At 35.9% G+C, this 23518-nt stretch carries 27 protein-coding genes, 1 tRNA gene and 1 pseudogene; 11 read left to right on the top strand and 18 right to left on the bottom strand.

What is annotated here, in order from left to right; translation table 11 throughout:
- The first annotated feature begins 72 nt into the window (after nucleotides 1-72).
- Together RE471_RS08685 and RE471_RS08690 are read left to right on the top strand one after the other, a co-directional pair.
- Nucleotides 73-381 carry a hypothetical protein gene (locus tag RE471_RS08685; RefSeq protein ID WP_309214460.1) on the top strand — a complete coding sequence of 103 codons (309 nt, stop codon included), beginning with the start codon at nucleotides 73-75 and terminating at the stop codon, nucleotides 379-381.
- 92 nt (nucleotides 382-473) lie between these two features.
- Nucleotides 474-893 (top strand): adenylyltransferase/cytidyltransferase family protein, encoded by a 420-nt coding sequence (locus tag RE471_RS08690; RefSeq protein ID WP_309214461.1) that lies wholly within the window; start codon nucleotides 474-476, stop codon nucleotides 891-893.
- A 4-nt stretch (nucleotides 894-897) separates the two neighbouring features.
- Here RE471_RS08690 and RE471_RS08695 read toward each other — a convergent pair whose 3' ends face one another.
- From RE471_RS08695 to RE471_RS08705, 3 genes are read right to left on the bottom strand one after another with little or no spacing between them, the layout of a single operon-like run.
- Nucleotides 898-1281: a prefoldin subunit beta gene (locus RE471_RS08695; RefSeq protein WP_309214462.1), complete on the bottom strand. Its 384-nt coding sequence runs from the start codon at nucleotides 1279-1281 to the stop codon at nucleotides 898-900.
- The gene (locus RE471_RS08700; RefSeq protein ID WP_309214464.1) at nucleotides 1275-1508 is read right to left on the bottom strand and encodes a KEOPS complex subunit Pcc1; all 234 of its coding nucleotides are present in this window, start codon (nucleotides 1506-1508) and stop codon (nucleotides 1275-1277) included. Before RE471_RS08700 ends, RE471_RS08695 begins: the two co-directional genes overlap by 7 nt.
- A 30-nt stretch (nucleotides 1509-1538) precedes the next feature.
- On the bottom strand, nucleotides 1539-2270 hold the full coding sequence (locus tag RE471_RS08705) for a carotenoid biosynthesis protein (protein WP_309214465.1): 732 nt from the start codon (nucleotides 2268-2270) through the stop codon (nucleotides 1539-1541).
- 78 nt (nucleotides 2271-2348) lie between these two features.
- Here RE471_RS08705 and RE471_RS08710 point away from each other — a divergent pair, with 78 nt between their 5' ends.
- Nucleotides 2349-2846 carry a hypothetical protein gene (locus tag RE471_RS08710; protein ID WP_309214466.1) on the top strand — a complete coding sequence of 166 codons (498 nt, stop codon included), beginning with the start codon at nucleotides 2349-2351 and terminating at the stop codon, nucleotides 2844-2846.
- Here the strand turns inward: RE471_RS08710 and RE471_RS08715 are convergent.
- Both RE471_RS08715 and RE471_RS08720 read right to left on the bottom strand, forming a co-directional pair.
- Nucleotides 2841-3476, bottom strand: coding sequence for an endonuclease III domain-containing protein (locus RE471_RS08715; protein WP_309214468.1), 636 nt, complete (start codon nucleotides 3474-3476; stop codon nucleotides 2841-2843). The genes RE471_RS08710 and RE471_RS08715 overlap by 6 nt on opposite strands.
- Nucleotides 3477-3545: 69 nt before the next feature.
- Entirely contained in the window at nucleotides 3546-4148 is a 603-nt protein-coding gene (locus RE471_RS08720; RefSeq protein ID WP_309214469.1) for a MarC family protein, read from the bottom strand.
- Nucleotides 4149-4250: 102 nt separating this feature from the next.
- On the opposite strand from RE471_RS08720, the gene agl3 reads away from it, so the two are divergent.
- Nucleotides 4251-5390 (top strand): UDP-sulfoquinovose synthase, encoded by a 1140-nt coding sequence (agl3, locus tag RE471_RS08725; RefSeq protein ID WP_309214470.1) that lies wholly within the window; start codon nucleotides 4251-4253, stop codon nucleotides 5388-5390.
- Here agl3 and RE471_RS08730 read toward each other — a convergent pair.
- Nucleotides 5377-6099 (bottom strand): sugar phosphate nucleotidyltransferase, encoded by a 723-nt coding sequence (locus RE471_RS08730; RefSeq protein ID WP_309214471.1) that lies wholly within the window; start codon nucleotides 6097-6099, stop codon nucleotides 5377-5379. The genes agl3 and RE471_RS08730 overlap by 14 nt on opposite strands.
- A gap of 94 nt (nucleotides 6100-6193) precedes the next feature.
- Here RE471_RS08730 and RE471_RS08735 point away from each other — a divergent pair, with 94 nt between their 5' ends.
- Nucleotides 6194-7129, top strand: coding sequence for a TIGR00269 family protein (locus RE471_RS08735; protein WP_309214472.1), 936 nt, complete (start codon nucleotides 6194-6196; stop codon nucleotides 7127-7129).
- Nucleotides 7130-7165: 36 nt separating this feature from the next.
- Nucleotides 7166-7240, top strand: a tRNA-Ile gene (locus RE471_RS08740).
- Here the strand turns inward: RE471_RS08740 and RE471_RS08745 are convergent.
- The 3 genes from RE471_RS08745 to RE471_RS08755 all read right to left on the bottom strand — a co-directional run bounded on the left by RE471_RS08745 (nucleotide 7222) and on the right by RE471_RS08755 (nucleotide 9585).
- On the bottom strand, nucleotides 7222-7692 hold the full coding sequence (locus RE471_RS08745; RefSeq protein WP_309214474.1) for a tyrosine-type recombinase/integrase: 471 nt from the start codon (nucleotides 7690-7692) through the stop codon (nucleotides 7222-7224). The two genes, RE471_RS08740 and RE471_RS08745, sit on opposite strands and share 19 nt — an antisense overlap.
- A gap of 317 nt (nucleotides 7693-8009) precedes the next feature.
- Complete coding sequence (locus RE471_RS08750) at nucleotides 8010-9398, bottom strand: MFS transporter (RefSeq protein ID WP_309214475.1); 1389 nt, start codon at nucleotides 9396-9398, stop codon at nucleotides 8010-8012.
- Nucleotides 9385-9585 carry a hypothetical protein gene (locus tag RE471_RS08755; protein ID WP_309214476.1) on the bottom strand — a complete coding sequence of 67 codons (201 nt, stop codon included), beginning with the start codon at nucleotides 9583-9585 and terminating at the stop codon, nucleotides 9385-9387. The genes RE471_RS08750 and RE471_RS08755 overlap by 14 nt, the downstream gene beginning before the upstream one ends.
- 200 nt (nucleotides 9586-9785) lie before the next feature.
- Here RE471_RS08755 and RE471_RS08760 point away from each other — a divergent pair, with 200 nt between their 5' ends.
- The gene (locus RE471_RS08760; protein ID WP_309214477.1) at nucleotides 9786-9950 is read left to right on the top strand and encodes a hypothetical protein; all 165 of its coding nucleotides are present in this window, start codon (nucleotides 9786-9788) and stop codon (nucleotides 9948-9950) included.
- 612 nt (nucleotides 9951-10562) lie between these two features.
- Here the strand turns inward: RE471_RS08760 and RE471_RS08765 are convergent.
- From RE471_RS08765 to RE471_RS08775, 3 genes are read right to left on the bottom strand one after another with little or no spacing between them, the layout of a single operon-like run.
- Nucleotides 10563-11987, bottom strand: a complete 1425-nt coding sequence (locus RE471_RS08765; RefSeq protein WP_309214478.1) for an APC family permease — start codon at nucleotides 11985-11987, stop codon at nucleotides 10563-10565.
- A gap of 1 nt (nucleotide 11988) precedes the next feature.
- A complete protein-coding gene (locus tag RE471_RS08770; RefSeq protein WP_309214480.1) occupies nucleotides 11989-13455 on the bottom strand; it encodes a CoA-acylating methylmalonate-semialdehyde dehydrogenase in 1467 nt (488 codons plus the stop codon).
- Nucleotides 13452-14795, bottom strand: a complete 1344-nt coding sequence (locus RE471_RS08775; RefSeq protein WP_309214481.1) for an aspartate aminotransferase family protein — start codon at nucleotides 14793-14795, stop codon at nucleotides 13452-13454. The genes RE471_RS08770 and RE471_RS08775 overlap by 4 nt, the downstream gene beginning before the upstream one ends.
- A 195-nt stretch (nucleotides 14796-14990) precedes the next feature.
- Here RE471_RS08775 and RE471_RS08780 point away from each other — a divergent pair, with 195 nt between their 5' ends.
- Nucleotides 14991-15440: an Lrp/AsnC family transcriptional regulator gene (locus tag RE471_RS08780; protein WP_309214483.1), complete on the top strand. Its 450-nt coding sequence runs from the start codon at nucleotides 14991-14993 to the stop codon at nucleotides 15438-15440.
- 654 nt (nucleotides 15441-16094) lie between these two features.
- Here RE471_RS08780 and RE471_RS08785 read toward each other — a convergent pair.
- The 5 genes and pseudogenes from RE471_RS08785 to RE471_RS08800 form a co-directional block, all read right to left on the bottom strand.
- Nucleotides 16095-17792, bottom strand: coding sequence for a YncE family protein (locus RE471_RS08785; RefSeq protein ID WP_309214484.1), 1698 nt, complete (start codon nucleotides 17790-17792; stop codon nucleotides 16095-16097).
- Between the two features lie 240 nt (nucleotides 17793-18032).
- Nucleotides 18033-18134, bottom strand: a pseudogene (locus tag RE471_RS09970) (hypothetical protein); the annotation flags it as partial.
- Between the two features lie 598 nt (nucleotides 18135-18732).
- Nucleotides 18733-19029, bottom strand: coding sequence for a transposase (locus RE471_RS08790; protein WP_309214276.1), 297 nt, complete (start codon nucleotides 19027-19029; stop codon nucleotides 18733-18735).
- Nucleotides 19030-19033: 4 nt separating this feature from the next.
- Nucleotides 19034-19162, bottom strand: coding sequence for a hypothetical protein (locus tag RE471_RS08795; protein ID WP_309214277.1), 129 nt, complete (start codon nucleotides 19160-19162; stop codon nucleotides 19034-19036).
- Between the two features lie 43 nt (nucleotides 19163-19205).
- Nucleotides 19206-19829 carry an IS110 family transposase gene (locus tag RE471_RS08800; protein ID WP_309214485.1) on the bottom strand — a complete coding sequence of 208 codons (624 nt, stop codon included), beginning with the start codon at nucleotides 19827-19829 and terminating at the stop codon, nucleotides 19206-19208.
- Between the two features lie 297 nt (nucleotides 19830-20126).
- Between RE471_RS08800 and RE471_RS08805 the strand changes: the two genes are divergently transcribed.
- A complete protein-coding gene (locus RE471_RS08805) occupies nucleotides 20127-20507 on the top strand; it encodes a NifB/NifX family molybdenum-iron cluster-binding protein (RefSeq protein WP_309214486.1) in 381 nt (126 codons plus the stop codon).
- 230 nt (nucleotides 20508-20737) lie between these two features.
- Here RE471_RS08805 and RE471_RS08810 read toward each other — a convergent pair whose 3' ends face one another.
- A complete protein-coding gene (locus RE471_RS08810; protein ID WP_309214487.1) occupies nucleotides 20738-20968 on the bottom strand; it encodes a hypothetical protein in 231 nt (76 codons plus the stop codon).
- 91 nt (nucleotides 20969-21059) lie between these two features.
- Here RE471_RS08810 and RE471_RS08815 point away from each other — a divergent pair, with 91 nt between their 5' ends.
- Together RE471_RS08815 and RE471_RS08820 are read left to right on the top strand one after the other, a co-directional pair.
- Nucleotides 21060-22634 carry a hypothetical protein gene (locus RE471_RS08815; RefSeq protein ID WP_309214488.1) on the top strand — a complete coding sequence of 525 codons (1575 nt, stop codon included), beginning with the start codon at nucleotides 21060-21062 and terminating at the stop codon, nucleotides 22632-22634.
- 5 nt (nucleotides 22635-22639) lie between these two features.
- Nucleotides 22640-23515, top strand: a complete 876-nt coding sequence (locus RE471_RS08820; RefSeq protein WP_309214489.1) for a hypothetical protein — start codon at nucleotides 22640-22642, stop codon at nucleotides 23513-23515.
- Nucleotides 23516-23518: the final 3 nt, after the last annotated feature.

Raw genomic sequence — 23518 nt, forward strand, 5'->3', positions numbered from 1 at the left:
ACAGGGAATTACCAGTATTTCAGGTCCTATCTATACAGAAAAGATTATGAAAAAACTATGAAACATGCAAAAATGGTAGTAGATTCTGGAAATAAGTCCATTGTAATATCCTTATTCTGCCAGCTTGTTGAAAATTCAGAGAAAGCAAAGGTTTATAAATTTCTGGATTTTGAGCATGAGGAGGAGCTTAATGATGTATTTTCACTGTTAAAATCAGTGGCAATCGGCATATATTCAGGTTATGAACAAGCTGTGAAGGAGCTGGAAAGAAAGGAATATCTAAACTGCGAATATATGGATTTGATAAGAGATGACTTTACCGGCAGGGCAAAAGATTTTATTGAAAAATATGTGGCTTCTGAATGCGGAGATTATAAATAAGAGATAAATCTATAAAAATATAAATCATACAATGATTAATATCATGATTAACTATCGAATTATTTATAAAAGTCAAAGTATTTAACTTATCAATGATAAAGGTGATGGCATCCGGAGTTTTTGATATTTTGCATTTAGGTCATATACATTATTTAAAGGAGTCAAAATCCTTTGGTGACTATCTGGTGGTTATCATAGCATCAGATTATTACGCTGAAAAACATGGAAAAGAGCTTATTTTCAACGAAAAGGAAAGGGCACAGATGGTTTCAGAACTCAGGGTTGTTGATGAGGCTGTTGTAGGCCATAGCAATGATAACATATTCCAGACAGTTGCCGAGCAGAAACCTGATATAATTACACTTGGCTACGACCAGAAATTCGACGATTCATATATAGAAAGTGAATGCCGGAAGCTTGGGCTCAACACGAAGGTAAAAAGGGTATCTCCTTACAATGGTATAATCAACAGCTCATCAAAGATAAGAAAGAAAATTTTAGAAACTATGTGAGAAATTAGTTTATTCCCTGGTTATTCTGGGACCTTGTTGATTCTTCGTATCTTTTCTGTATTGCCTGTTCCAGTTCCTTGTATTTCTCCTCAAGTGACTTCTGCTGGTTCTCCAGTGTTTTAAGTCTCATCTGGCTCAACTCACGCTGCTCATCCAGGTCAGAGATCAATTTTTCCTTATCATCAATTTTATAAATAACCGGGCCGACATTTTTGTATACAGGCACATCCTTTCCTATGCCATTAAGTTCCTTCAATGTTTTTTCAAGTTCCTTTACCTTCATGTCCAGCTGGTATCTCTGGCTGGCTATCTGCTCAATCTGTGCCTGCATATCCTGTGCCTGCTTTATCTGGTTCTGCAAATACGCATTTAAATTAGGTTCTACCATACATCTTCCTCCATTATTTTTTTTGTTACGTTCAATACCCTGGTAATTGAAGAAATACTGGCCCTCAGGGATGAGGGATCTGGCGCTTCTATAACTATATAGATATTTAACTCATCCTCATCCAGGCTCACAGTTGACCTCCCAAAGGTTTCAGTAACCTCCGGCTTTATTGCCTCCAGATACTTCAAATACTCTGCTTTTTTCAGGGTAAGTTTAACCTTGAACATTCAAATTCATTATATTATATTATTATATAACTATTTGTTGTCAGGAAAATTCAGAGATGAGTATGTGTTTTTATTATTCCACGTCAGGTATCCGGAAACAAATATGGAGGCGAAAATAATGGAGGAGATTATCGCAGGAAGAAATAGGCCTACAACAGCATCCTCTATGCACTGAAAGAATCCAAGCAAAACATAAAATATTAAACCGTTAATATCAGCTTTATTTTCATCTCTTATCAAAAAATAAAGTATGGAATAGATAAAAGTGGAAGTAATTAACCAGCCGATAAAATTTGTCACAGGGACTCCGAAATAGATTCCAGGAATTGCCCAGTGCCATAGATGCCTGGAAAATCTTGGATCAAAGGATATATCCAGAGCTGTGAGCAGTATCGCAGGAATCATGATGCGCCCCCTGGTGGCCAATGAAGAAAAATAAAGCAGGGAGGACCATAGAAATGGTATCGCGAAAGGGACCGACAACAGCTCAGGGCCCAGAATAGTAGAATATGAATATTTCCCAAATGGTATTCCTGTATGAACTCCAATAATTTCTACAATAAATGATAAGGAATATGATACAGAGAAAAAAATGGCAGTATATTTTGTGCCTTTAAGCCTTATAGAATGGAAAAAATAAACCGGTATAAAAACTATTTCGGCTGCAACAGAAAGTTCATAATTATGAGTGAAAAGATATATTACAAGCATGATGGAGCCGAATATTATGTACCCATAGGCTATTTTCCATTCAATATCCATTAATCATAAATTATTCTCAGCTACTATATATTTGCTTTGGCTGAATTATCTTTATATATCCAAAAATTATAACTCCCCGTGATAGGCTTAAACACATCAAATATATTCATTTTTATCGTCATTTTACTTATATTGTTCCGGGTCATATACCGTAGATTAAAATTCGGGCTCCAGGGAAGACAGTTTAAAACATACAGATTGTTTACCACGCCTATTATCTATTCATTTCTTCTTATATTCTTCATGGCGGAATTTGAGGGGAACATGGAATATATTCTAATTATCCTTTTATTGATTTTCGCCGGTACGATTCCGGGGATTATATACGGGCAGCAGGTAACATTCTTTGATAAAAGCGGGATGGTATTTTATAAGAGGTCCCCATACATTACCATATTCTGGGCTGTTGCATTCATGATAAGAATCCTTCTGGAGTTTATATATCCTAATAATACTCTAGCATTATTTACTGTGGATGCACTTCTTGCAATAACTCTGGGTTTAATTATAGGTGAATCCATAAAAACTTATGAAAAATATAAGGAATATACAGATAATAATACTGGTATTTTATAATTTTTTTCCCGTCTTGCAAGAATCTCTCAGAAAGCAGGAATCGCATAAGGGCTTTTTCCTGCAGAAGTCTTTTCCAAGATTGACAAGCATGCCATGGAAATTTTTCAACAAATTCACATCAGGAAATTCTTCTTCTGCAATTTTTCTTATTTCCTTTCTGGTGAATTTTTTGCCATAATACCTTTCAAGAAACCTGAATGTATATGCATCCACCACAAATACTGGATAGTCAAGTGCATAGAGCATAATGGATTCCTTCGTCTCATTTCCAACACCTTTGAGACCAGATATAAAATTCTCAATCTCTTTTATATTCCTTCCCTTCATGCACTCTATTGAACCGTAATTATTGATAATTCCATTTGAAATTTCCTTTAAATATATGCTTTTCTGGTTAAAAAAACCTGAACTGCGAATCAATTCCCTCAATTTATCAACGGGCAAGTTTCTTATATCGTCCAGTGTAATTATACCGGATTCCTTCATCTTTGCTATTGCCTTTTCCACATTTTTCCATGATGTGTTCTGCGTTAATATACATCCTATTACCGTTTCATCATCAGATTCGGAGGGCCACCATCTGAGGTCCCCGTAATGGCTGAAAAGGTTGTTGTAAAGATTCTTGAACATTGTTATTGTATATATAAATCCTTAAAAAATATATTTATCAAATTTAATATGGCTTGATATAAATTCCCTTTATTTTATCACACTTAAGGCAACCAGTGCATCAAGGAAGTACTGTATTGCAAAACCTGCAACCAGAAGCCCGAAAATCCTGGTAATTGCTGTCATGACTTTGTCCCCAAGGAGTGTCAGAATTTTTGATGAGTATATGAAAAATATGTAAACAATTGCCAGTACAAGCAGTACAGATACTATTGTAAGAACTCTTGTTTCAAAGCTACCCTTCATCAATATGATTACAAGGGATATTGCGCCGGGACCCGCTAGGAGTGGTGTGGCGAATGGAACTATGCCCATATTTTTTGTGTTCTCCACTGATGTATCTGGCTTGGCACCCTGCCTGACCATTTCTATTCCCATTAAAAGCAATATAATGCCGCCTGCTATCTCAAGGGCTTCTATGGATATTCCGAAGAATCCGATTATAATATCACCAACAAGTGCGAACAGGATTATTATAATGCCAGCATAAAGCACGGCATCCTTGGATATGGTCCTTCTGGTATCCCTGTTAAATGAACCTGCCATTCCAACGAATATTGCCAAACTCCCAAATGGGTCGATGACCACAAGCAGTGGCATGAAAACCTTCAGGAAATCGGTAATAAACGTCATGCTACGGTATGGCAATTATGTATATAAATTGAATTTTTTATTCAACGTGCAAACTATTAAAATAATGGAAAAAATCATATATTATTTTTGTATGGCACCACAATGAAGGTACTTATTCTGGGAATAGATGGATACATAGGTTTTCCACTGGCGCTGCGCCTGCTGGATAGGGGATATGAAGTCTCCGGTGCGGACAACTTCTATACCAGAAACAGGGTACGGAAGGTAGGTTCAAAATCGGCTATTAAAATTAATTCATTTTCAACTAGAAATAAAAAACTGAATAATGCCATTCAATTCTACAGAGGAGATGTAAGCAATTCCAAATTTGTTTATGATATTATCAGGGATGCAAAACCGGATGCAATTGTCCATCTTGCAGAGCAGAGATCCGCCCCCTATTCCATGATCTCACTGAAAACTGCAATTGAAACCCTGGATAAGAATATTGAAAGTACCATGAACATTATATATGCCGTAAAGGACCTAAATAAGGATATACACATTGTTAAACTCGGCTCCATGGGTGAGTATGGCACTCCGAACATAGACATACCGGAAGGATTTCTCAATGTAAGCTACAATGGAAGATCCGACAACCTCCCGTTTCCCAGGATGGGGCAGTCATGGTACCATCTGTCAAAGATATTCGATACGTACGGCCTGATGCTTGCAGAAAGGATATGGAATATGAATGTCAGTGATGTAATGCAGGGCGTGGTATACGGAACCAGAACTCCTGAAATTTCAAAGTATAAGCTATTTACAAGATTTGATATAGACCAGGTTTACGGTACAGTATTGAATAGGTTCATTTCCCAGGCAGTTATAGGATACCCTCTTACAGTGTACGGGAAAGGCAACCAGAAACGTGCATTCCTGTCCCTGGAGGATAGCGTTGAATGCCTCAATTTGATTATTGACCATCCACCTGAAAGAGAATACAGGGTTTATAACCAGTTCGATGAATATTATCCACTTAATTATCTTGCAGAAACTGTAAAAAATCAGTACAAATCCCTTTACAACCGTGATATCAGCATAGATCATGTGCCGAACCCGAGGGTTGAGCTGGAGGATCATTATTATAACCCGGTCAATGAGAATCTCAGAAAAATAGGTTATAAACGCCAGAGATCCCTTGATGATGAGGTCCCGGTAATGATAAAGGATGTCAGGAGAAATATGAATACAGTATACAGCCTTAAAAATGTCATAAAACCTGCAACTAACTGGAGATAGATTTTTTGCAGAATTTGTATGTCCTCTCCAGTAACCTATAATAATTATCGCTGTTCCCTATACTTATCCAGTCATCCTTTCTGATTTTGAAATATTCAACAGTATTGCCCTTTAATATGAATCTGTTTATTGCAGGGGTAAGTTCAGGCCCACGTACCAGATCAAGGACATCCCGCCTGAAAACATAGAATGCAGCCATTGCATAATTTGATTCAGGATTCGCCGGCTTTTCAACCACGCTGGTAACGTTCCTGCTGGTAATGTACGCCACACCGTACTTTTCAGGATTCAGAACAGACATTACAGTTAGGACACTGTTACCGGTTTTCTTATAAAGTTTTATAATTTTTTTGATTTTCGAGGTATCAATTATTATGCCATCCCCGGCATTCAGGATGAAATCACCCTTAATATAGTCCCTGGCAAGCGATACAGCCTTCCCATAGCCCTCCGGCTTTTTCTGGTATATAAACTCAGTCTTCATTCTCAGCGTTGACAGATAATCGGCTGTATGGTGATCCCTATGGTCTAGTACAACGAAAAATTTTCTAACACCAGAATCTGAAAGATTGTGCATTATGCAGTCCAGAACAGGCCTGAGCACAATTTTCCCATTTCTAACTGCGTACAGTGGAAGCATTTCCTTTCTCATGCCCCTGGGGAGATTTGCCCGGGTTCCGAGTCCAGCAGCAGTAATAAGTGCATCCATGCAGGGTTATTACAATTGTTTTATTAAATAGTACCGCCTATTTTTGAGAAATGTCATTAATATACTATTAATACTTATAAGCGATTATAAAACAATGGAATGCTCTATATGTGGTGCCCAGGCGGTTTATGAGGTGAAATACAATGGCTCATCCCTATGCAAAAAGCACTTCATGGAATATGTGGAAAAAAGAGTTAAGCGTGAAATAAGGAACCAGGTAGATTTTTCCAGAAAAAACATGAAAATTTCCGTTGCAATATCTGGAGGAAAGGATAGCTCTGTGACGTTATACCTGATTAACAAGATTTTATCTAACAGGAGAAACCTTGAGATAACAGCCTTTACTGTTGATGAGGGGATAGAGGGTTACAGAAGCACCGGGCTGCAAAAGGCGGAAAAACTTTGCAAAAATCTGGGAATAAAGCATGATGTGATATCTTATAAAGAAAATTATGGCTATACTTTAGATGAAATAATGAAAATAGACAAAAAAACAATATCCTGTTCCCACTGCGGGCCAATGAGGAGACAGCTCATGAATAAGATATCCGAATATTCAAATTCCGATTACGTTGCGCTTGGGATTAACCTGGATGATTATTCACAGTCAATATTAATGAACGTTTCAAAGGGAGATGTTTCCAGGTATGCAAGAATGGCCCCACATTCTTATACACGGGATGGACTTGTTCCCAGAATATTACCACTGAGAAAGATACCAGAAAAGGAGGTTGTTCTTTATGCCCTGCTCAGTGGCATAGACTTTGATTCCAGCTGGTGCCCTTATTACAGCATGGCGCAGAGGAATACATTCAGGGAAGTTATAGATAAACTGGAAAGGGAGACCCCTGGAACAAAATTTGCCATTGTAAAATTTTTTGATGAGACGAGACCGGCAATAAAGAAGAATATCAGCACTGAAAGTGTGATTCTTAATAAGTGCAAAATATGTGGCGCACCTACCCCCGGTGAGGTATGTGAGGTATGTGAAGACCTGGAAAGCATAAGAAATCTTGAACGGGCAACATAGAAATATTTATTAAATTTCTAACAATAGGGGTCTTACGGGGTTGTAGCTTAGCTTGGTTGGAGCACCCGGCTGATAACCGGGAGGTCACCGGTTCAAATCCGGTCAGCCCCATCGGGTGCAGGTGCGGGTACAAACATTTTTGAACCCCCTGGGCCGTTTTCCGTTTTTTGCCATCGCTTGAAAACACTGTTGTATACGTCTTTTATGGAATGCGCCACTTCCTCGCTGGTGATGTGGGTGTACCTCTGGGTGGTCGCCAGGCTCGAATGCCCCAAATGGATTTGCACCTGCCTGATGTCCACCGGAATGCTTCCGCGATAGCCTAAAAGAAGCATTGTTGCGCACTTATGCCTGGCAGCATGGGCATGTAACCTGGGCACCCCTGCCTTCGCCCCAATTTCCTTTATCCTCTTTCTTGCATAGGGGTAGGATATCCTTCCTGACTTGGTTGTGAATAGCGCCTTGGGATTTGTTGCATACCTGTAATTTTTTACATAATTGTTCAGGGCATCCATTGCCATGTCAGGGAGGCCTACAGTCCTGGGCTTCTCCCCCTTCTCCATATTCCTCTAGGCAAATAATATCTTCATTATCCTCCATACCCGTAGCATATACTGAGCATTTATAAACATACAAGCTTATAACCGTTTAATCGCCTCGTAGCAATTCTGTGAGATTTAGAATAGAAGACACTACAAAGTTCTATTCAACACATTAAATAAGGTTAGAGATTGAGACTAAGGGTGAATATCCTTTAGAACGACCTCGAAGGACAAGTAAGTTGACAGCTACCCTCAATTCTCAAAGTTTATAAGGTCAGGTAATGAAGGCTAAATAAGGTATTCCATGATTTCTATAAATAATACATTTTAAACCTTCTCTACTCATTATTTTTTTTATTCATCATTTCAAACTGAATCTCTTCAAGACTACGTTTATCAATCTTCCTTCCTCTCAGTCCTAATAGTACCATTACTGTGCCGAATAGTCCTATAATACCATATACAGCAAAGAGCCTGAATACATCATGCCCGAGGAATAAAATAGGAGTTATGAGGAGGCCAACAACGCTGGCAATTCTGTTACCGAACATAACAACTCCACTAGAAGTTCCTCGAAATTCAGTGGGAAACAGCTCCGAACCGGCATTATTCATTACCGGTATTGCAATGTATGAGAAGAAGAATATTCCAGAGAATATGCCAATAAGAGCAACAGGATTGTGGTATATCAGTATAACAGCAAAAGAAAATATTGTTTCCAATCCACCGCCTATAACTCCCCATCTGAGTCTACCCACAGTATCTATGGTTCTCGCTATTACCAATGTCGAAATAACCTGGACGAACAGAAATAATGCACTGAAGAGATATGTACTTGCTTTCTGAATCCCCAGTGCAGATAAAATTGTAGGATTTAATGTAGCGAGTGCCCCGGTTATTAGATTAAAACTGAAAACAGCAAATGTAATAGGTATAATTATCAAGGCGTATGTTAAATAATTTTTCCTTATGTTTTTTTCCATTTTAGGCTGGAAAAGATCATTCCGTGCGGTCTCCATATCCTTGTCTGTGAACATTCTACCGGTGGCAAGTTTTACGCTCTTTGCTGCTATGGAATACTTTTTCTTTTCAATTGCCCATCTGGTGGATTCTGGGAGTTTGAAAGAGAGCGCTAGACCGACTACTGATGGAACCAGGACAGAACCCAGAACTATCCTCCACTCATATGGTACTGGCCCGATCAATATATATGCAAAGTATCCGAAAAGATATGCTACTGTACCTCCGATCGTAAATGATACCCAGATATATGAGATTCCACGTCCCCTGTATTTTGTAGGCATAAATTCGCCTATCATGGCCATGGCTGATGGATAATATGTACCGGTGGCGAATCCTAACATGAATCTGGATACATTCAGCTCCAGTGGCGTTGCAGATATAATGGAGGATATGCTAAAAATTGTCATTAGTAATAGAGGTATAATAATCATAGCACGTCTCCCGAACTTATCTACAAGAGGACCGATGAATATAACACCTAGGGCGGAACCGGCAAATAGCATTGCCGCAGTATATGAGAAAGCCGAGGTCGTATAAAGAAAATATGGGATTATACTGAATGTGCTTGCTCCTAGTTCTCCTATAACATAAAGGTCCACGAAAGCTCCTATAGAAATAATAAAGATTAACGTAACATGGAATCTGGAATACCTTGCCTCATTCATTGCCTTTATGGGTTCCGGAAGTACTTCAAGCTGTGACATTCAATATACCTCCAATTCTAACAAGTCTCATTGTTTTCATTTTTTCAATATTATCTTCTGCCGAATTTTGGGCATATAACCATACAGCATTATAAACATATATCCCGGCAAGATTTTCTTCTTGTGTTCTAGAACTAGACACTATATCAGGACTTGCCCCCAATGTCATATTATTAAATGTTTTCATTAGCTATCAATTTCCTCACATAATCTTACTTCGATTATGTTAATATTTATAACTGTATATTATATATAATAATTTTGTATTAAACATAAATAATGTATCGTATTATCTCTATATTATAGGATATTATATCATTATAACCTTAACTCTTCGTATTTTGTGTAATATGAACTCACATTCTCCTGTTTTATCTTCCTGACTGAGTGAGCGAATACAAGGCAAAGGGTGTTAAAATAAGGGTTGCAGAGAACAATTACTATGCATATGAGATGACAAGCAGGTTGAATAGTAAAGGCAAGGTCAATGGGGCTGGTCAGATCGGACTAGGATTATGGAAATATAGCAATGCTGTATGGATTAGCCAGTAAGACCGTTATAACGACTTTAAAGGAAATATATCCTGCAATGTGGGAGAGGATAATATCATATGGCAACACTGAGAAATAAACAGCCACTGCTAATGAAGCCTATGCACTACCTATATGAGAAGCCATATACCTGATGAGATGAACATATAATATTCACATACGTGTTCCTAAACCTTCTTTCACTATACCTGTACTTTTAGGTACCCAAGATAATGAATGGGCAATATAGCGTAAGGGGTGTTCTGCATTTATTGTCAAGAATAAAGGCGTGTCTTACAGAATAGAGAAATCATTGGGGAGATACCTAGAAAGGCGAATGGGATCATTTCTGACATGAACATAGACATGGACATATTAAATAAAAAGGCTTGATTTAAGGATTATAAATAAAAATATACAATAACAATACTTCTGCAAAATTACAATTAAAGTGAAAAGATATTAATATGACTCCAACAGTTTGTGTAGCTGAACTGACTTAACATATAGATGAATTTTCTGATATGATGGTATATAGGATGAAGAGATCTATAAGGAAACATTTTACGAGTACATGCTCGGAATAATGCTCCCTCCCGAGTTTATGGGAAGAGCATATTAAGTATTTCAGGTTTACATTTTATCTTTATCTATATTCACCGTTGCGATATCCCCTACTTTCTTTGCTCTTATTTCAGTGTATATGATTCCTAGAACTATCCATATTGCAGCTACTACAGCATACACACCATATGGAAATCCTGGGAATGGTATAACAGTATAATATATAGCAACAGCTATCAAAATTGACGCGATAAGAGGAATTAAGAAGTGATATACTATAGAGAAATGGTGATGATTTTTCCTAATAAATATGCCAAGACCAATATTATTAATAAAATGAACCAGTAATAGCATTATACCTATCATCACGAATGGATATACTCCTCCATTAAAAGGTCCAAAAAATATACCGTTTATGATGGCGAAAGCAAATCCTGCAATTGTAATAAGTATTAACACCCTGTGTGGTGATTTATACTTTTTATGGGTCGCATGAAGCCATTTTGGCAATATTCCGTCTCTTGCCATTGCATACATAGTTCTAGAAACTGAATTATTTATTGCAAGACCAAACATTAGATAACTATTGTATATAATCGCAACGAAAATCATAGCTACTATAAATCCAAATTTTTGGTGAAACACTATAATCCCTGGGTCAGGTGATGTTGCAAAAGAAGCCATATTAGAAGCACCCCATGATACCGTGAGCGCATAAGTTATCATGATAATACTTAAATTTAGGAGCATTACCCATACCATTGATCGCGGAATAAATTTCTTCGGTTCTTTAGATTCTTCTCCAAGCGCAACTACAGAGCCAGAACCGGATAAGGTCGTTATTCCTATAATAAAACCTAAAAATATTGGAGCTATGCTACCGTTTGTAAACTTTAACGTAAACGTATTAAATGTGTTGGATGATCCTGCCATGATTATAAGTATTATACTTGTTACCATCAAAAATGAAACTTCGATTATTCCAGCTATTAAGGCATAGTTTAAAGATAATTTTATTCCTTTATATTCAAATAGAAACACAAATAGCATATATGGTAAGATCAGGATTATCCAGAGGTATGGAATTGTTGAAATATCTGGGCTTAATAAATAAATCAAAGAAGCTGCACCCAGAAAACCAAAAGCAGGATAAGCAAGAAGTTCATCCCCCATGAAAAGCCAACCCGTTAATATCCCCCATTTTTTTCCAAGGGAATTGGCCGCAAAACCATAATATCCTGCAGAGCTAGATAGATATTTTGAAAATTGATAATTTGTATTTAATAATACGAAATAACCCACCCAAGTTAATAAAATTACAAGCGGAGTGGCGCCCAAAGCAATAGCAGCCGTACCAGTGACAAGCAATGCAACATCTGCCGCCGGAGCTACGTGGGATTCGGCCTGAAAAACATCATGCCAAAACCCAACTGCCTTTTTTTTAAGCCCTCGCCCTTCCAAGATATCATCATTAATTGCGCTGGATTCATACATGTTACCATCTCTTTATTACTACCTTGCTGTCCGTGTAGAACATTACATGGTCAGGCCCACCCTGGGCGTGTAGATCCCCGAAGAACGAATCTTTGTAACCTGCAAACGGATAAAAAGCTATAGGTGCTGCCACTCCTATATTCACCCCTATATTTCCTGCCTGTACTCCTTCTATATATTTTTCCGCGTATTCCCCGGATTTTGTAAATATTGTAGAGGCATTCCCATACTGGCTTTTATTAATGATCTCAATTGCATCATCTATGTTTTTAGCTTCTATTACGCTCGCCACCGGTCCAAATATTTCTTCCCGGACAAGTTTCATATCAGAATTGGCATTATCGAATATAGAAGGACCAAGGAAATATCCTGAAGAGTATTTTCCCGGGCTAAACTTTCTCCCATCAAGTATTAAATTTGCGCCTTCATTCTCACCTGAATCAATATATTTCAGAACTCTGTCTCTATGTTCCGATCTTATCAATGGGCCCAATGTTACATTATCATCCAACCCGTAACCTAACTTAAGCTTTTCTGCTTCCATTTTGAATTTATCTACTAGTTTTTTATGGTTTTCCGGCAAGGTTACTAAAACTGACCCGGCTAGGCATCGTTCACCTGCATTTCCGTAAAAAGATGAGATAAGGTGGGGAACAACTTTATCCAGATCAGCATCTGGCATGACCAGCTCATAGTTTTTAGCGGAAGCACCGGCCTGTGCACGTTTATGATTTGCCGCAGCGGTGGAAACTATGTACTTGGCAGCTCCTGTAGAACCAACGAAGCTCACCCCAGATATCTTTCTATTATTCAGAATTGCATTTACTGTGTTAACAGACCCATTGACTATGTTAATTACTCCAGGTGGAAAACCGGCCTGGTTGAGAAGATCTATGGTTTTTTGAAGTGTCAGGGGCGTTTTCTCTGAGGGCTTGACAATTATAGTATTTCCTAGGCCAACAGCATATGGTATAAACCAGAAAGCTACCATTATGGGAAAATTAAATGGTGCAATTGCAGCAAAGACTCCCATGGGCACCCTGAAAAGTTCCTCATCAATCCCTCCGGCAATGTTTTTACTGTTTCTTCCCATGATATTGTATGTTGAAGAACATGCTGCCTCAACATTTTCAATCGCCCGCATAACCTCTCCCTGAGATTCCTTGAACGTTTTTCCATGTTCAATTGTAACCATTCTGGCCAGTTCATCTGCATTTTCCCGCATAAGATTTTCAAGCCTAAAAAGGAACTTTATCCTATCTGTAATTGGTATTTTAGACCATTTTAAGAATGCACTATACGCCTGATCAACCGCTTTATCAACGTTCTCCTTTTCAGTATCATAAACCGTGGCTATCTTCTTGCCAAATGCCGGATTATATACATCGAATTCGCTATCTCCACTATTTCCTTCTCTTTTTCCGTTGATGTAGTTAAATACATCATATTCCATATTTTCTGCTTTCATTTGATAACCTCCTTATCAGATATTTCCAGTGCCTCATCTATAACACTGAAACCTTGTTCTAATTCTTCCCTGCTTATAATCAGCGGTGGGGCAACAATAAAATGGGAAATCCACGTACTTAGGTAAACACCATGATCCATAGCATATTTCGCAATTTTTGCAACAATTTGTGGCCTTCCTGCAATTTTGTCATCTGCAGTGGTAAATGGTATCCGTTTTTCACGATCCTTATTAAGTTCTACAGCCCCGAAAAGACCTATACTACGTACATCTCCAACAGATGGATGCTTTTCTTTCAGTTCCTGTAATTTCTTTGCAAAGAAAGATTCCTGTTTTTTAACATTGTCTAGAACATAATCCCTGTATTCATCTATGGCCGCTGATGCGGCGGCAAGCATCAAGGGATGTGCCTCATATGTATGCCCATGGGCGAAAATATTATCCTCAAAGTAATCGGATATTTTTCTGTCCACCGCTGTCAGCGACAGTGGAGCATATGCTGCAGTTATTCCCTTTGCCGCTGTAAGAATATCAGGTTTTACATTCCAGTGGTTAACAGCAAACCATTCCCCAGTGCGGCAGAAACCTGTCATGACCTCATCTGCAATTAGCAGGACATCATTTTCCTCTGTTATTTCCCTGATTCTTTTGACAAATCCGTCTGGTGGCACAACCACACCGTTAGTTCCGGTTACTGGTTCAAAAATTACGGCAGCGATGTTGCCTTCCTGCTTTATTATATATTCCAAATTCTCTGCACAGGCTAGATTGCATTCTGGGTACTTGAGTCCGAATGGGCAGTGGTAGCAGAATTGAGGTGCAACCCTGACAAATCCTGGAGCAGTTTCATAATTATCTACGAGTTTGCGTCTGAAATCTCCTGTGAGTTGTAGGCTTCCCAGTGTTGACCCATGATAAGAATTATAAAATGATATTATTTTGTTCTTATTTTTCTTGGAATTATACATCCTGGCAATTTTGATTGCGGCTTCATTTGCCTCGGTTCCTGAAGTTCCATAGAAAAATTTGGTCAAATTATCAGGAATTATAGATTTTAGTTTCTGTGAAACTTCTTCACGGATATCAGTATCAAAGGATGGCGCAATGTAAGCAAGTTTATCTGCCTGTTTTTTAATTGCTTCTATGACTCTCTTATTTCCATGGCCCAGATTGGAGCACATCAACTGGGAGGACATATCCAGATATTTATTTCCACCTGAATCTTTAAAATAACATCCCTCAGCCGATACTATTTTTAGCGGATGCCAATCCCTCTGCCTGCTCCAAGTCACAAAGGTATTTTCTGTTGTACTTTTAATATCTTCTATACTTGATTTCACAATGATCAATATTATAATTGTAACTTATATATAAATATTTGTTATTATACGTAAATAATATATCAATATATAGTGTATAATGAATTTATTATATTATATTTTATGTATTTTATGATATTATTTATCTTTAAAAATATAAAAATTTAAAATTAGCCAGAATTAATATATTTACATTAATTATCCTCATCCATGGATATGAAAGATATTGAGATCATAAAAAGCATGATGGCCTTGAAAACGAATAATCTCCAGACTATTGCCGATACGGTAGGCATATCAAAATCTTCAGTACAGAAGAGGATAAAAAAAATGGAGGAGGACCATATAATAAAGGGTTTTATTCCAGAATTAAATGAGGATCTATTGCCTGAAACATCAACTGCCATATCTATGATAAAGGCAAAATATGGGCCGGGTTATGCCGAGGAGATAGGTAAGCAAATTTCACAGATTACTGGGATATGTTCTCTGTATTATATCCTCGGAGATTATGATTTTATGGCTGTAATAAAAGCTAGAGGAAGAAAGGATTTAGAGAGAATAATTAATAGTATTTCAGCAATAGAAAGGGTTGAAAGAAGTAATACCATTACCGTACTTAGCACTATGCTAGAAGACTTAACTCTATTTTACCGCCTAGATTGAATCTATATATTTTAAAGAATTTCGTATAATATATTGAAACAAGCAAGGTTGCACTATTCATTTTGCTAAAAATTTCAATTTAGTGACATTTCCGGGAAGATAGTTATAAACTATTCATTATATTAATTCTAGCGATTATAGGAAACTTCCAAAAAATTCAAAAACCTAATATAAATATCTAAATATTGTAGCATCAAGAATCTACATGTTTCATTAATCTCTAACTCCCGCTATTTTGAGACCCATTCACAGATACATAATTAATCTTGAGGCCATTTCAGACTTGATGATTTATTTTTGTTATTTGCAAGGATATCCCGTGCACTCAAAATGAATATGAGATTGATGATTCTGTGGTGTGAAAGAAATGCAGTTTCCAGAATTAATGTATAAAAAAGTAAGATTGCCCTATTCCAAGTTATAACCTGATTAGTGTGAGGACCCGTTTCAATGAAATCACCAGTAAATGGGCTTGGCGCAGTTGGTGGTAATGCACATTCGGTTAATGAGTATGTCCTAAACTATTCTATTCCTGAAAGAACTGCACTGCTTTATAGTATTTTAAACCAATCAAGAGCGATTGCTGATAGTTTGCCATATGATTAAATTCATGAAAACTATAGCGAGAAAAAAGCGATAATAGTTACAGCTATATTACCTATTTTTACGTCTTCTTATTAAATACAGTGCTGTCAACAAAGCTATAACTGCGCCACTCACTATAGAATACAAATCAATTCTAGAAATTGATATAGGTTTGCTTATTTTCTGGTAGTTCAATTTAACAGTTACATTGTGACCATTCACCACGACTTTATAATGAGTTTTTATTATTCTATAATTGCTTATATTAGTAACAGTAAATGTGTATGTTCCATTTAAAACAATAAACGTAATGTTTTCAGGCGATGCTGTATGTTTAGATATGCCATTGCCAGTAACATACCATGTTATATTGGATGATAATCCTGATTCTACGAAATTAACCTTATATGTTTTTAAAAAGTTTATAGATTTTGATATATCGGAACCATGAACAACAATTATACCAGATGCTGGAGAACCTAAATACTTATTATTCTCAACCTCTATATTAAAATCATACGTTCCATTTAAAACTGGAAAAGTATAAGATGTGTTTTTGGTCTCCCCTGAATTGATATAGATTGATCCATAAGTTAAATTCACAAACCATCCTGTTCCAGGAGAAATTCCGGTAGCCGTAAACGTCAAAGAATAATTTTCCGTGGCTGGAGTTCCTGTATAGATTATGGATATCGTACCAGAAACACCATTTGCAACATATATATAATTGTTTAATGGGTCATATGCTATTGAATTAGGAGACTCGCCAACGCCTATATTTTCTATAATTTTATTTGTTGCACTATCTATTATTGATACATTCGCTGTAGAAGACTCTCCAACGTATATATAATTGTTTAATGGGTCATATGCAATTCCATCTGGAATAGATTGCATGTATATATTTTTAGCCACACTATTAGTTGTGGTATTAATTACTACAACATGCCTACAAAATAATTCCAGAGCATAGATATAGTTGTTAAAAGAATCATAAACTATGTCATCAGTGGCCGATCCTACCGGAATTTCCTTTATTATTGTATTTGTCGTACCATTTATAACAGTGATATTGCCCGAATTCATATGGGTAACATACAGATAGTTGTTTATTGGATTATATGCCACATCTGCAGGGCAATTTTCCACGGTTATGTGTTTAATCAGTTTATTAGTAGATTTTTCCCTAACAGAGACATAGCTATTATGTATCCTAGGAAGATAAACGTATCCATTTGACGGGTCATATGCGGAATAAGGATTGTTCATATTTCCGGATCTTATTGCCCCGTTTGAACTGTTTAACAAATAATACTGACAATTGGTGCCGTTTACAAAACCAACTTCTCTGTTTTCCGGATTATATGAAATACTGTATGGATCTGTCCCAACCTTTATACTTTTTATTATTGTATTTGTTGTGCCATTTAAAACTGTGATATTATCGGACCAGGAATTGTCAACAAATATATGATCATTATGAGGATCATATGTAAAAGCAGTTGGACAGTCGCCTACCATGAGCTTATTTTTTATTTCATTATTCTTTAACATATAGACATTGTTATTTCCAATACTGGAGATATAAACATATTGGTTTATAGGATCATAGAAAATCTGCCTGACCGGTGTGTCAATCGGTATAAAACAAAATGACGGATTCTTTACACCGTATACTCCAACTACTCCCATAAGCATTCCAATTGCATAAGTATAATTGTTTGATGGGTCATATACTGCAGGGCCATTAGCACATTCTACGGACATTGTAGTAATCACATTAAGTGTTGTGGCATTGATTATTGTGAGCCATCCATAGTGAGAGGAACAAGATGTCAGGCCAGAAATGTAAACATGATTATTTGCATATGTGTATGAAACACTTACAGGTGTATAATTAACTTTTATGCTCTTAACAACTTCATTGGTATTTCCGTTTATAATGGAGATATTATTGGAACCATAGTTTACTACAAAAATAAAATTTGATGAATTACTGTATGCAATGCTAACTGGATCTAAGCCTACACCTATATTCTTTATTATTTTATTGGTTGTGGTATTTATAACCGATATGGAGTTTGAACCAGTGGCTATATATATATATATTTATTAGAATTATCATATAAAATCGGACATGTACTTATATTAAGAGATATAGATTTTACAATAGTGCCACTACTAACATTCATAATGTAAACACTTTTTGAAAGTTCACTTGAAACATAAAGATAGTTATTAGAACTGTCATATGCAATGCCAATCGGACACTTCGCGTTTGGGCCATTAAAATTCCCGGGCATTAAAGTATTATTATTCACTTCAAGTGTTGACTTAACATACTCACTGTTATTTTTATTATTGGCGGTACCATATATTTTATATTCATCGTGCATGGTACTTGAAGTCGAAATGTTCTCATTATAAATGCCAGGAGTTGCAATGAATTGAAATGGAGGGGCTATCATTATTATCGCAATAATTATAATCAATACAATAAATATTGACTGTTTTATATTAAACACCCATATATGATTATATAAATTTTTTATATTTATATTTTAAGGTTGTCTAGCATTTCTATCTATATTTAAGTAGTATTTAAAGAGTATATCATATTAATTTTACTATTTTCTATTTATTTTACTTTATTGCCATAGCTTAAGCTAATGCTATTGCAAATCACGAATAGATTATTATAGAAGTTTTAATTTCTTGCTTCAGGATCCTTAAATTCCTGATTGTTCTTCAATACGGAATATATGATATTCAATAATTTATTGGAACAGGATATTATTAGTTCGTTTCCACTCATTCCTGCTTCCTTTTTACGGCAATAATACCTCTTGACAACAGGATTAAACCTTATTGCTGATATAGTTGAAAGGTATAATGTATGCCTTATTATAGAATTGCCACTCTTAGATATGTGTGATGATGTATTATATCTGCCTGATTGTTTAGTTACAGGGACCACTCCTGTATATGCCCTTAATTTTACCACACTATCAAACGTTTATATCACCTATATTTGATAAAATAACTGAACCTGTTATTATTCCTATTCCAGACATTGTCTTTATCTTTGAATCTATATTATTGTATATACCTTCCATTATTGCTAATGTTTCATTCAACTGTTTGTTCAATAATGCAATTGCATCAATATTTATTTTTATATCATATTTTTACTGCATTGCTGTTATTGCCTGATATGCTCAGTATTGCATTCTTTCCTGTATCTATGTACTTTATTTTATAATTGCCATTCTTTATATTATCAATATTGCTTATTATTTCATTAAGGTACTTTGCATTTATATCTATTATTGATGGCATTCCCGGATACAGTAAATCTAAATCCCTGATTAAGGCATTCTTAACTGCTGTTATCTTCTTATTTATCCTGAAATATGTATTTGCATATTCCTTTAATTCAGGATAATTAAACATATTAACAGTATTATTCCCTGATATTATAGGATACCTTGCTATAGCTTCTGAATCTATTTTATCGGTCTTGTTCTTCCTTATTCTTGATTTCTTTATTATTTTTGTCTCTATTGAGTTTAACAGCAAAGGATTAAAGTTATGGCCAATTAAAAAGCTGTATAAATTTAAATGGTATATGTTAGTTGATTCCATTCCTATCCTTGCATTGCCATAGTTTCCTATAATGTTTAACATCTCATTAAAGCCATTACTGTTGTTTGATATAATGCCAGACCTTATCCTGTTTAAATCACTGTCTATAATGCAGTAATCAAACTTTCTCTTGGCTATGTCTATTCCAATATATATCATATATTCTCTCCTGGCCTGTTATATCCTTCCATATTCTTAGCAGTCTTGCTTATTATCAGTGTATTAAACACAATATATCATATCAGCATACATGAATATGAAAAGGGTAAATACAGACTATTTATAGTGGATTAAACCACAAGGAACTCACAGTACTCCCTGATCATGGCCATAATGGAGTTATGGTTAAAATCATTATACAAGGAACTCAATTCGGGATAACATAGTTGTCTTGCATTTCAGTAAATATCATTCAAATGTAGTCATAGTTTAAATTCAGGATTGCAATATATTGCTATGACAACAAGAATTGGAATACCTGTAGATGGGATCACCGTCAGTGGACCGGGAGAAGGAGCAGAAGTGCATATTTACGAAATTGAGAATACAAAATATAAATTAATAGAAAGTTATGAAAATCCAGCCCTGAAAGCAACCTCAACTAGGGGTATACATATGCTAAAATCGGTATTGGCAAAAAATGTTGATGCCATAATAGTATCAGAAATTGGAGCCCCTGGAGTACGTTTTCTGAAAGATAAGATAAAGATATATTTTTCAAATAACATGAATGAAAATGAAGCACTAGAATTCTATATAAAGGGAAAATTAGAGGAAGTGACATTACCGACTCATAAATCTCCTCATCACGAGGGAAATGTTCATGAACTGAAATAGAATAATTTTTATATATTTTCAAAATAATTATGCATCTACCTGGCATGTATAAATAGCAGGAATGGAAATATCAGTACAGTTTAGTCTGATACATTTCCAATTTAACCATTCAGATACTAAATAAATATCCAAATTTTTCATCCTCTATTACACTTTCATGTGGATTAATGGATAAATATGCAAATTACCGCATCTGAAATATATGCTCGTCTTCAAAAGCCCCACTGCTCCTAAATCCATAGACCATCTTCTCTATGAGTGATTTGAGTTGATCCCTCCGCACCTGCATTTGTGATTTTGTGTACGAAATAGTTCTTTATCCTTTCCATCTCATCCTCTGTGGGAAACCATGCCTCGGGCGTCCTTGCCTCCTTGAGGTGCAGTGGTGAAACATCCAGGTTCCTGTACCTTATCCACACCCTCAAGTCCTTGAATTCATGGTTGAGTGCACCTGCATGCAAAATTTAAGCTGCCATTTATTAACATTATCATAGATAAAATACAATACATAGAAATATTTAAATATTAATTATTATTATAATTATTATTATTATGCATAATAGATTTAAAATCTTTATATCCATGGTGGTGGTTGCAATGTTTTTGGGAACGGGGCTTGCATCAGGCAGGGGAACGGCAGACAGAACCAGCAGCAATGCAGCCGGGGAACTGTCCCCTGCATTTGGTGAGGTTGTAAATACATGGTCACTGTCAGGGAGAACATGTGCACCATCATCTGCAAGCCCAGGGATCACTGTTGCACTGAAAATAGATGTAACATCATTTTCTGAATCATCAGGCGCCGGGCCAACAGTAATGTATTTCGTTGTCAATGGGAAAAGGATACATTCAACAGATGTTGATGGGACAGGCGTATATACATATAACTGGTCACCTGGATATGCAAACACAACAGTAAACTTCCATGCTGAGTACCTTTCCGGTTCAGAATTTATGGAAAAACCATCTATGCACTATGCTGAAAGAAGGCCCATGGTATTCTTCAGGAATTCATACTCCACATTCGGGAATTCAGACATATACATAACATGGCTGCAGGACTGCCACAGGTATATGGGATATGAAGGGAACAATAAGATATATTTAAGCACGGGTTCAGGTAGTTTTTATAAAATTTATAACATAGAAATAGTCGGGAAGTCTAATGATGTATATAAAAGGTCATCTAATTTATGTACATCAAACGATAGCACCATAGAGGCCATAACATCTTACGGAGATTCATGCTATGATTCCTCTTTGCAGATTAATATTAACCTTACATCAATAAGCGAGGGCAATTATTATATGCCCACTAATGGAGAGTATTCCGGTTTATGGAAGGAATATATTGATGTAAATACAAATGCTCCATCAAGTATAGCACCCGGAATTACAAATGATATACAGACAGCATATAATAATGGTTTCAATATTTCAACAGATTCAGGTAATAGGGGAACCATAATAGACCATGATGTATGCTCATTAATGCTCGATGGCCTATCACTCATACCAGTAGCAGGATATGCAGCAACTGCAATAAGTGCTGCAAGCACAACAGCTAATTTAATAAGTACAGTATCATCTAAAAACAGTCCTCCTGGGACAACTGATAATAAAATAGCTGGAATAGAATACTGCCTTAATGGGGATCATGTTCTATTTGGTGCAGGCACCGTTGATGAGATAGATGTGCCACATTCGGACCTTAACCATAATTTTTCCATAACGGTGAAATATTATAATGAGTATATGTGTGATGGTAACACAATAACTCCATTTAAAACAGCATCAACTACACAGACTTTGAATGCTGTAACAGCATCTGCTATATACGGAACAGTGGGACTAAAACCCGGATGTTCGGATAATAATAACGATTATGATACATCACTTAATTCAACAATTTACATAAAGGATGTTAAAAGTGGTAACTTCTATAAAGTTCCTATTAAAGACGGGAAATATTTATTCTTTGCAGAGCCAAATACTAAATATGAATTACTTTATTATGATAAATCCAATGAAGGATTTAAAAATTTTAAAAATAGTTCCGGTTCAACAATATCGTATGTAGAATCTCGCAGTCCTGGAGACTCAGTTCCTACCGATATATTTATGTGATTTATATGGTTAACATCAAATCCCATTACAAGATGATAATTGCGATTATAATTGTTGTGATATTAGTATCATCCCTAAGTATATACTTCTATCCACATAATGATACAGAGTACTACAACAATGGAAAGAGTGTTGATGTAAGATACTTCAACTGTGAAAGTTATGAATACTGCAGGAATAATAGCTATAATGTATCATCATATTCCATAAATAATAATAAAGTAGAATACCTTAATTCCACAATGATGAATGTATTTTATGCGGATGTTCCAGGAGGTAATGAGTTTTCATTCACCATGAATATGCATATTAAAGGCATAAATGCAAGGTATGTTTATGTTACTGTAACAGGTGATAATAATACACAGTACCTTGAAACAAATGTTTTTGCAGGCTCCAATGCAACGTCATATGAAACCTCCAGTGACAGCAGTGTAATAAGGATTAATGCAACTGAGAACTTGAATGGATATGAATTCAGCATCTCAGATATGAATGCTTATGTAAGGAATGGTGTTTATAATTTCACTGTTAAGGTATCTGCAGGTAAATTGTATAATGTATTCTATATTGATACATTAAAGGAGAGTGCTGTATACGGGACAGTAGGATTAAAACCTGAATGTTCGGATAATAATAACGATTATGATACATCACTTAACTCCACTATGTTTGTTTACAACAATAGTACAGGAAGATACAATATTGTAAATATAAGGGATGGGAGGTTTTATTTCTTTACAGTTCCTGGTGATTTATATAAAATGTATTATTTAAACAATAATAATTTAACATTGTTTAAGTACAATGATGGTAAAAATATTACATTGATTAACACTCCATTAAAAATAGAATCAATGCAGTATAATATTTACGAGTGATTT

Origin of the sequence: Ferroplasma sp. (genome assembly GCF_031200575.1) — an archaeon.
In the GTDB taxonomy this organism is placed as follows: Archaea; Thermoplasmatota; Thermoplasmata; order Thermoplasmatales; family Thermoplasmataceae; genus Ferroplasma.

Coding starts and splice junctions, on each gene's coding strand:
- RE471_RS08685 (WP_309214460.1), top strand. CDS start 73: ATGGTAGTAGATTCTGGAAATAAGTCCATTGTAATATCCTTATTCTGC.
- RE471_RS08690 (WP_309214461.1), top strand. CDS start 474: ATGATAAAGGTGATGGCATCCGGAGTTTTTGATATTTTGCATTTAGGT.
- RE471_RS08695 (WP_309214462.1), bottom strand. CDS start 1,281: ATGGTAGAACCTAATTTAAATGCGTATTTGCAGAACCAGATAAAGCAG.
- RE471_RS08700 (WP_309214464.1), bottom strand. CDS start 1,508: ATGTTCAAGGTTAAACTTACCCTGAAAAAAGCAGAGTATTTGAAGTAT.
- RE471_RS08705 (WP_309214465.1), bottom strand. CDS start 2,270: ATGGATATTGAATGGAAAATAGCCTATGGGTACATAATATTCGGCTCC.
- RE471_RS08715 (WP_309214468.1), bottom strand. CDS start 3,476: ATGTTCAAGAATCTTTACAACAACCTTTTCAGCCATTACGGGGACCTC.
- RE471_RS08720 (WP_309214469.1), bottom strand. CDS start 4,148: ATGACGTTTATTACCGATTTCCTGAAGGTTTTCATGCCACTGCTTGTG.
- agl3 (WP_309214470.1), top strand. CDS start 4,251: ATGAAGGTACTTATTCTGGGAATAGATGGATACATAGGTTTTCCACTG.
- RE471_RS08730 (WP_309214471.1), bottom strand. CDS start 6,099: ATGGATGCACTTATTACTGCTGCTGGACTCGGAACCCGGGCAAATCTC.
- RE471_RS08735 (WP_309214472.1), top strand. CDS start 6,194: ATGGAATGCTCTATATGTGGTGCCCAGGCGGTTTATGAGGTGAAATAC.
- RE471_RS08745 (WP_309214474.1), bottom strand. CDS start 7,692: ATGGAGAAGGGGGAGAAGCCCAGGACTGTAGGCCTCCCTGACATGGCA.
- RE471_RS08750 (WP_309214475.1), bottom strand. CDS start 9,398: ATGTCACAGCTTGAAGTACTTCCGGAACCCATAAAGGCAATGAATGAG.
- RE471_RS08755 (WP_309214476.1), bottom strand. CDS start 9,585: ATGAAAACATTTAATAATATGACATTGGGGGCAAGTCCTGATATAGTG.
- RE471_RS08765 (WP_309214478.1), bottom strand. CDS start 11,987: ATGTATGAATCCAGCGCAATTAATGATGATATCTTGGAAGGGCGAGGG.
- RE471_RS08770 (WP_309214480.1), bottom strand. CDS start 13,455: ATGAAAGCAGAAAATATGGAATATGATGTATTTAACTACATCAACGGA.
- RE471_RS08780 (WP_309214483.1), top strand. CDS start 14,991: ATGAAAGATATTGAGATCATAAAAAGCATGATGGCCTTGAAAACGAAT.
- RE471_RS08785 (WP_309214484.1), bottom strand. CDS start 17,792: ATGTCCGTAGAATGTGCTAATGGCCCTGCAGTATATGACCCATCAAAC.
- RE471_RS08800 (WP_309214485.1), bottom strand. CDS start 19,829: ATGATATATATTGGAATAGACATAGCCAAGAGAAAGTTTGATTACTGC.
- RE471_RS08805 (WP_309214486.1), top strand. CDS start 20,127: ATGACAACAAGAATTGGAATACCTGTAGATGGGATCACCGTCAGTGGA.
- RE471_RS08815 (WP_309214488.1), top strand. CDS start 21,060: ATGCATAATAGATTTAAAATCTTTATATCCATGGTGGTGGTTGCAATG.
- RE471_RS08820 (WP_309214489.1), top strand. CDS start 22,640: ATGGTTAACATCAAATCCCATTACAAGATGATAATTGCGATTATAATT.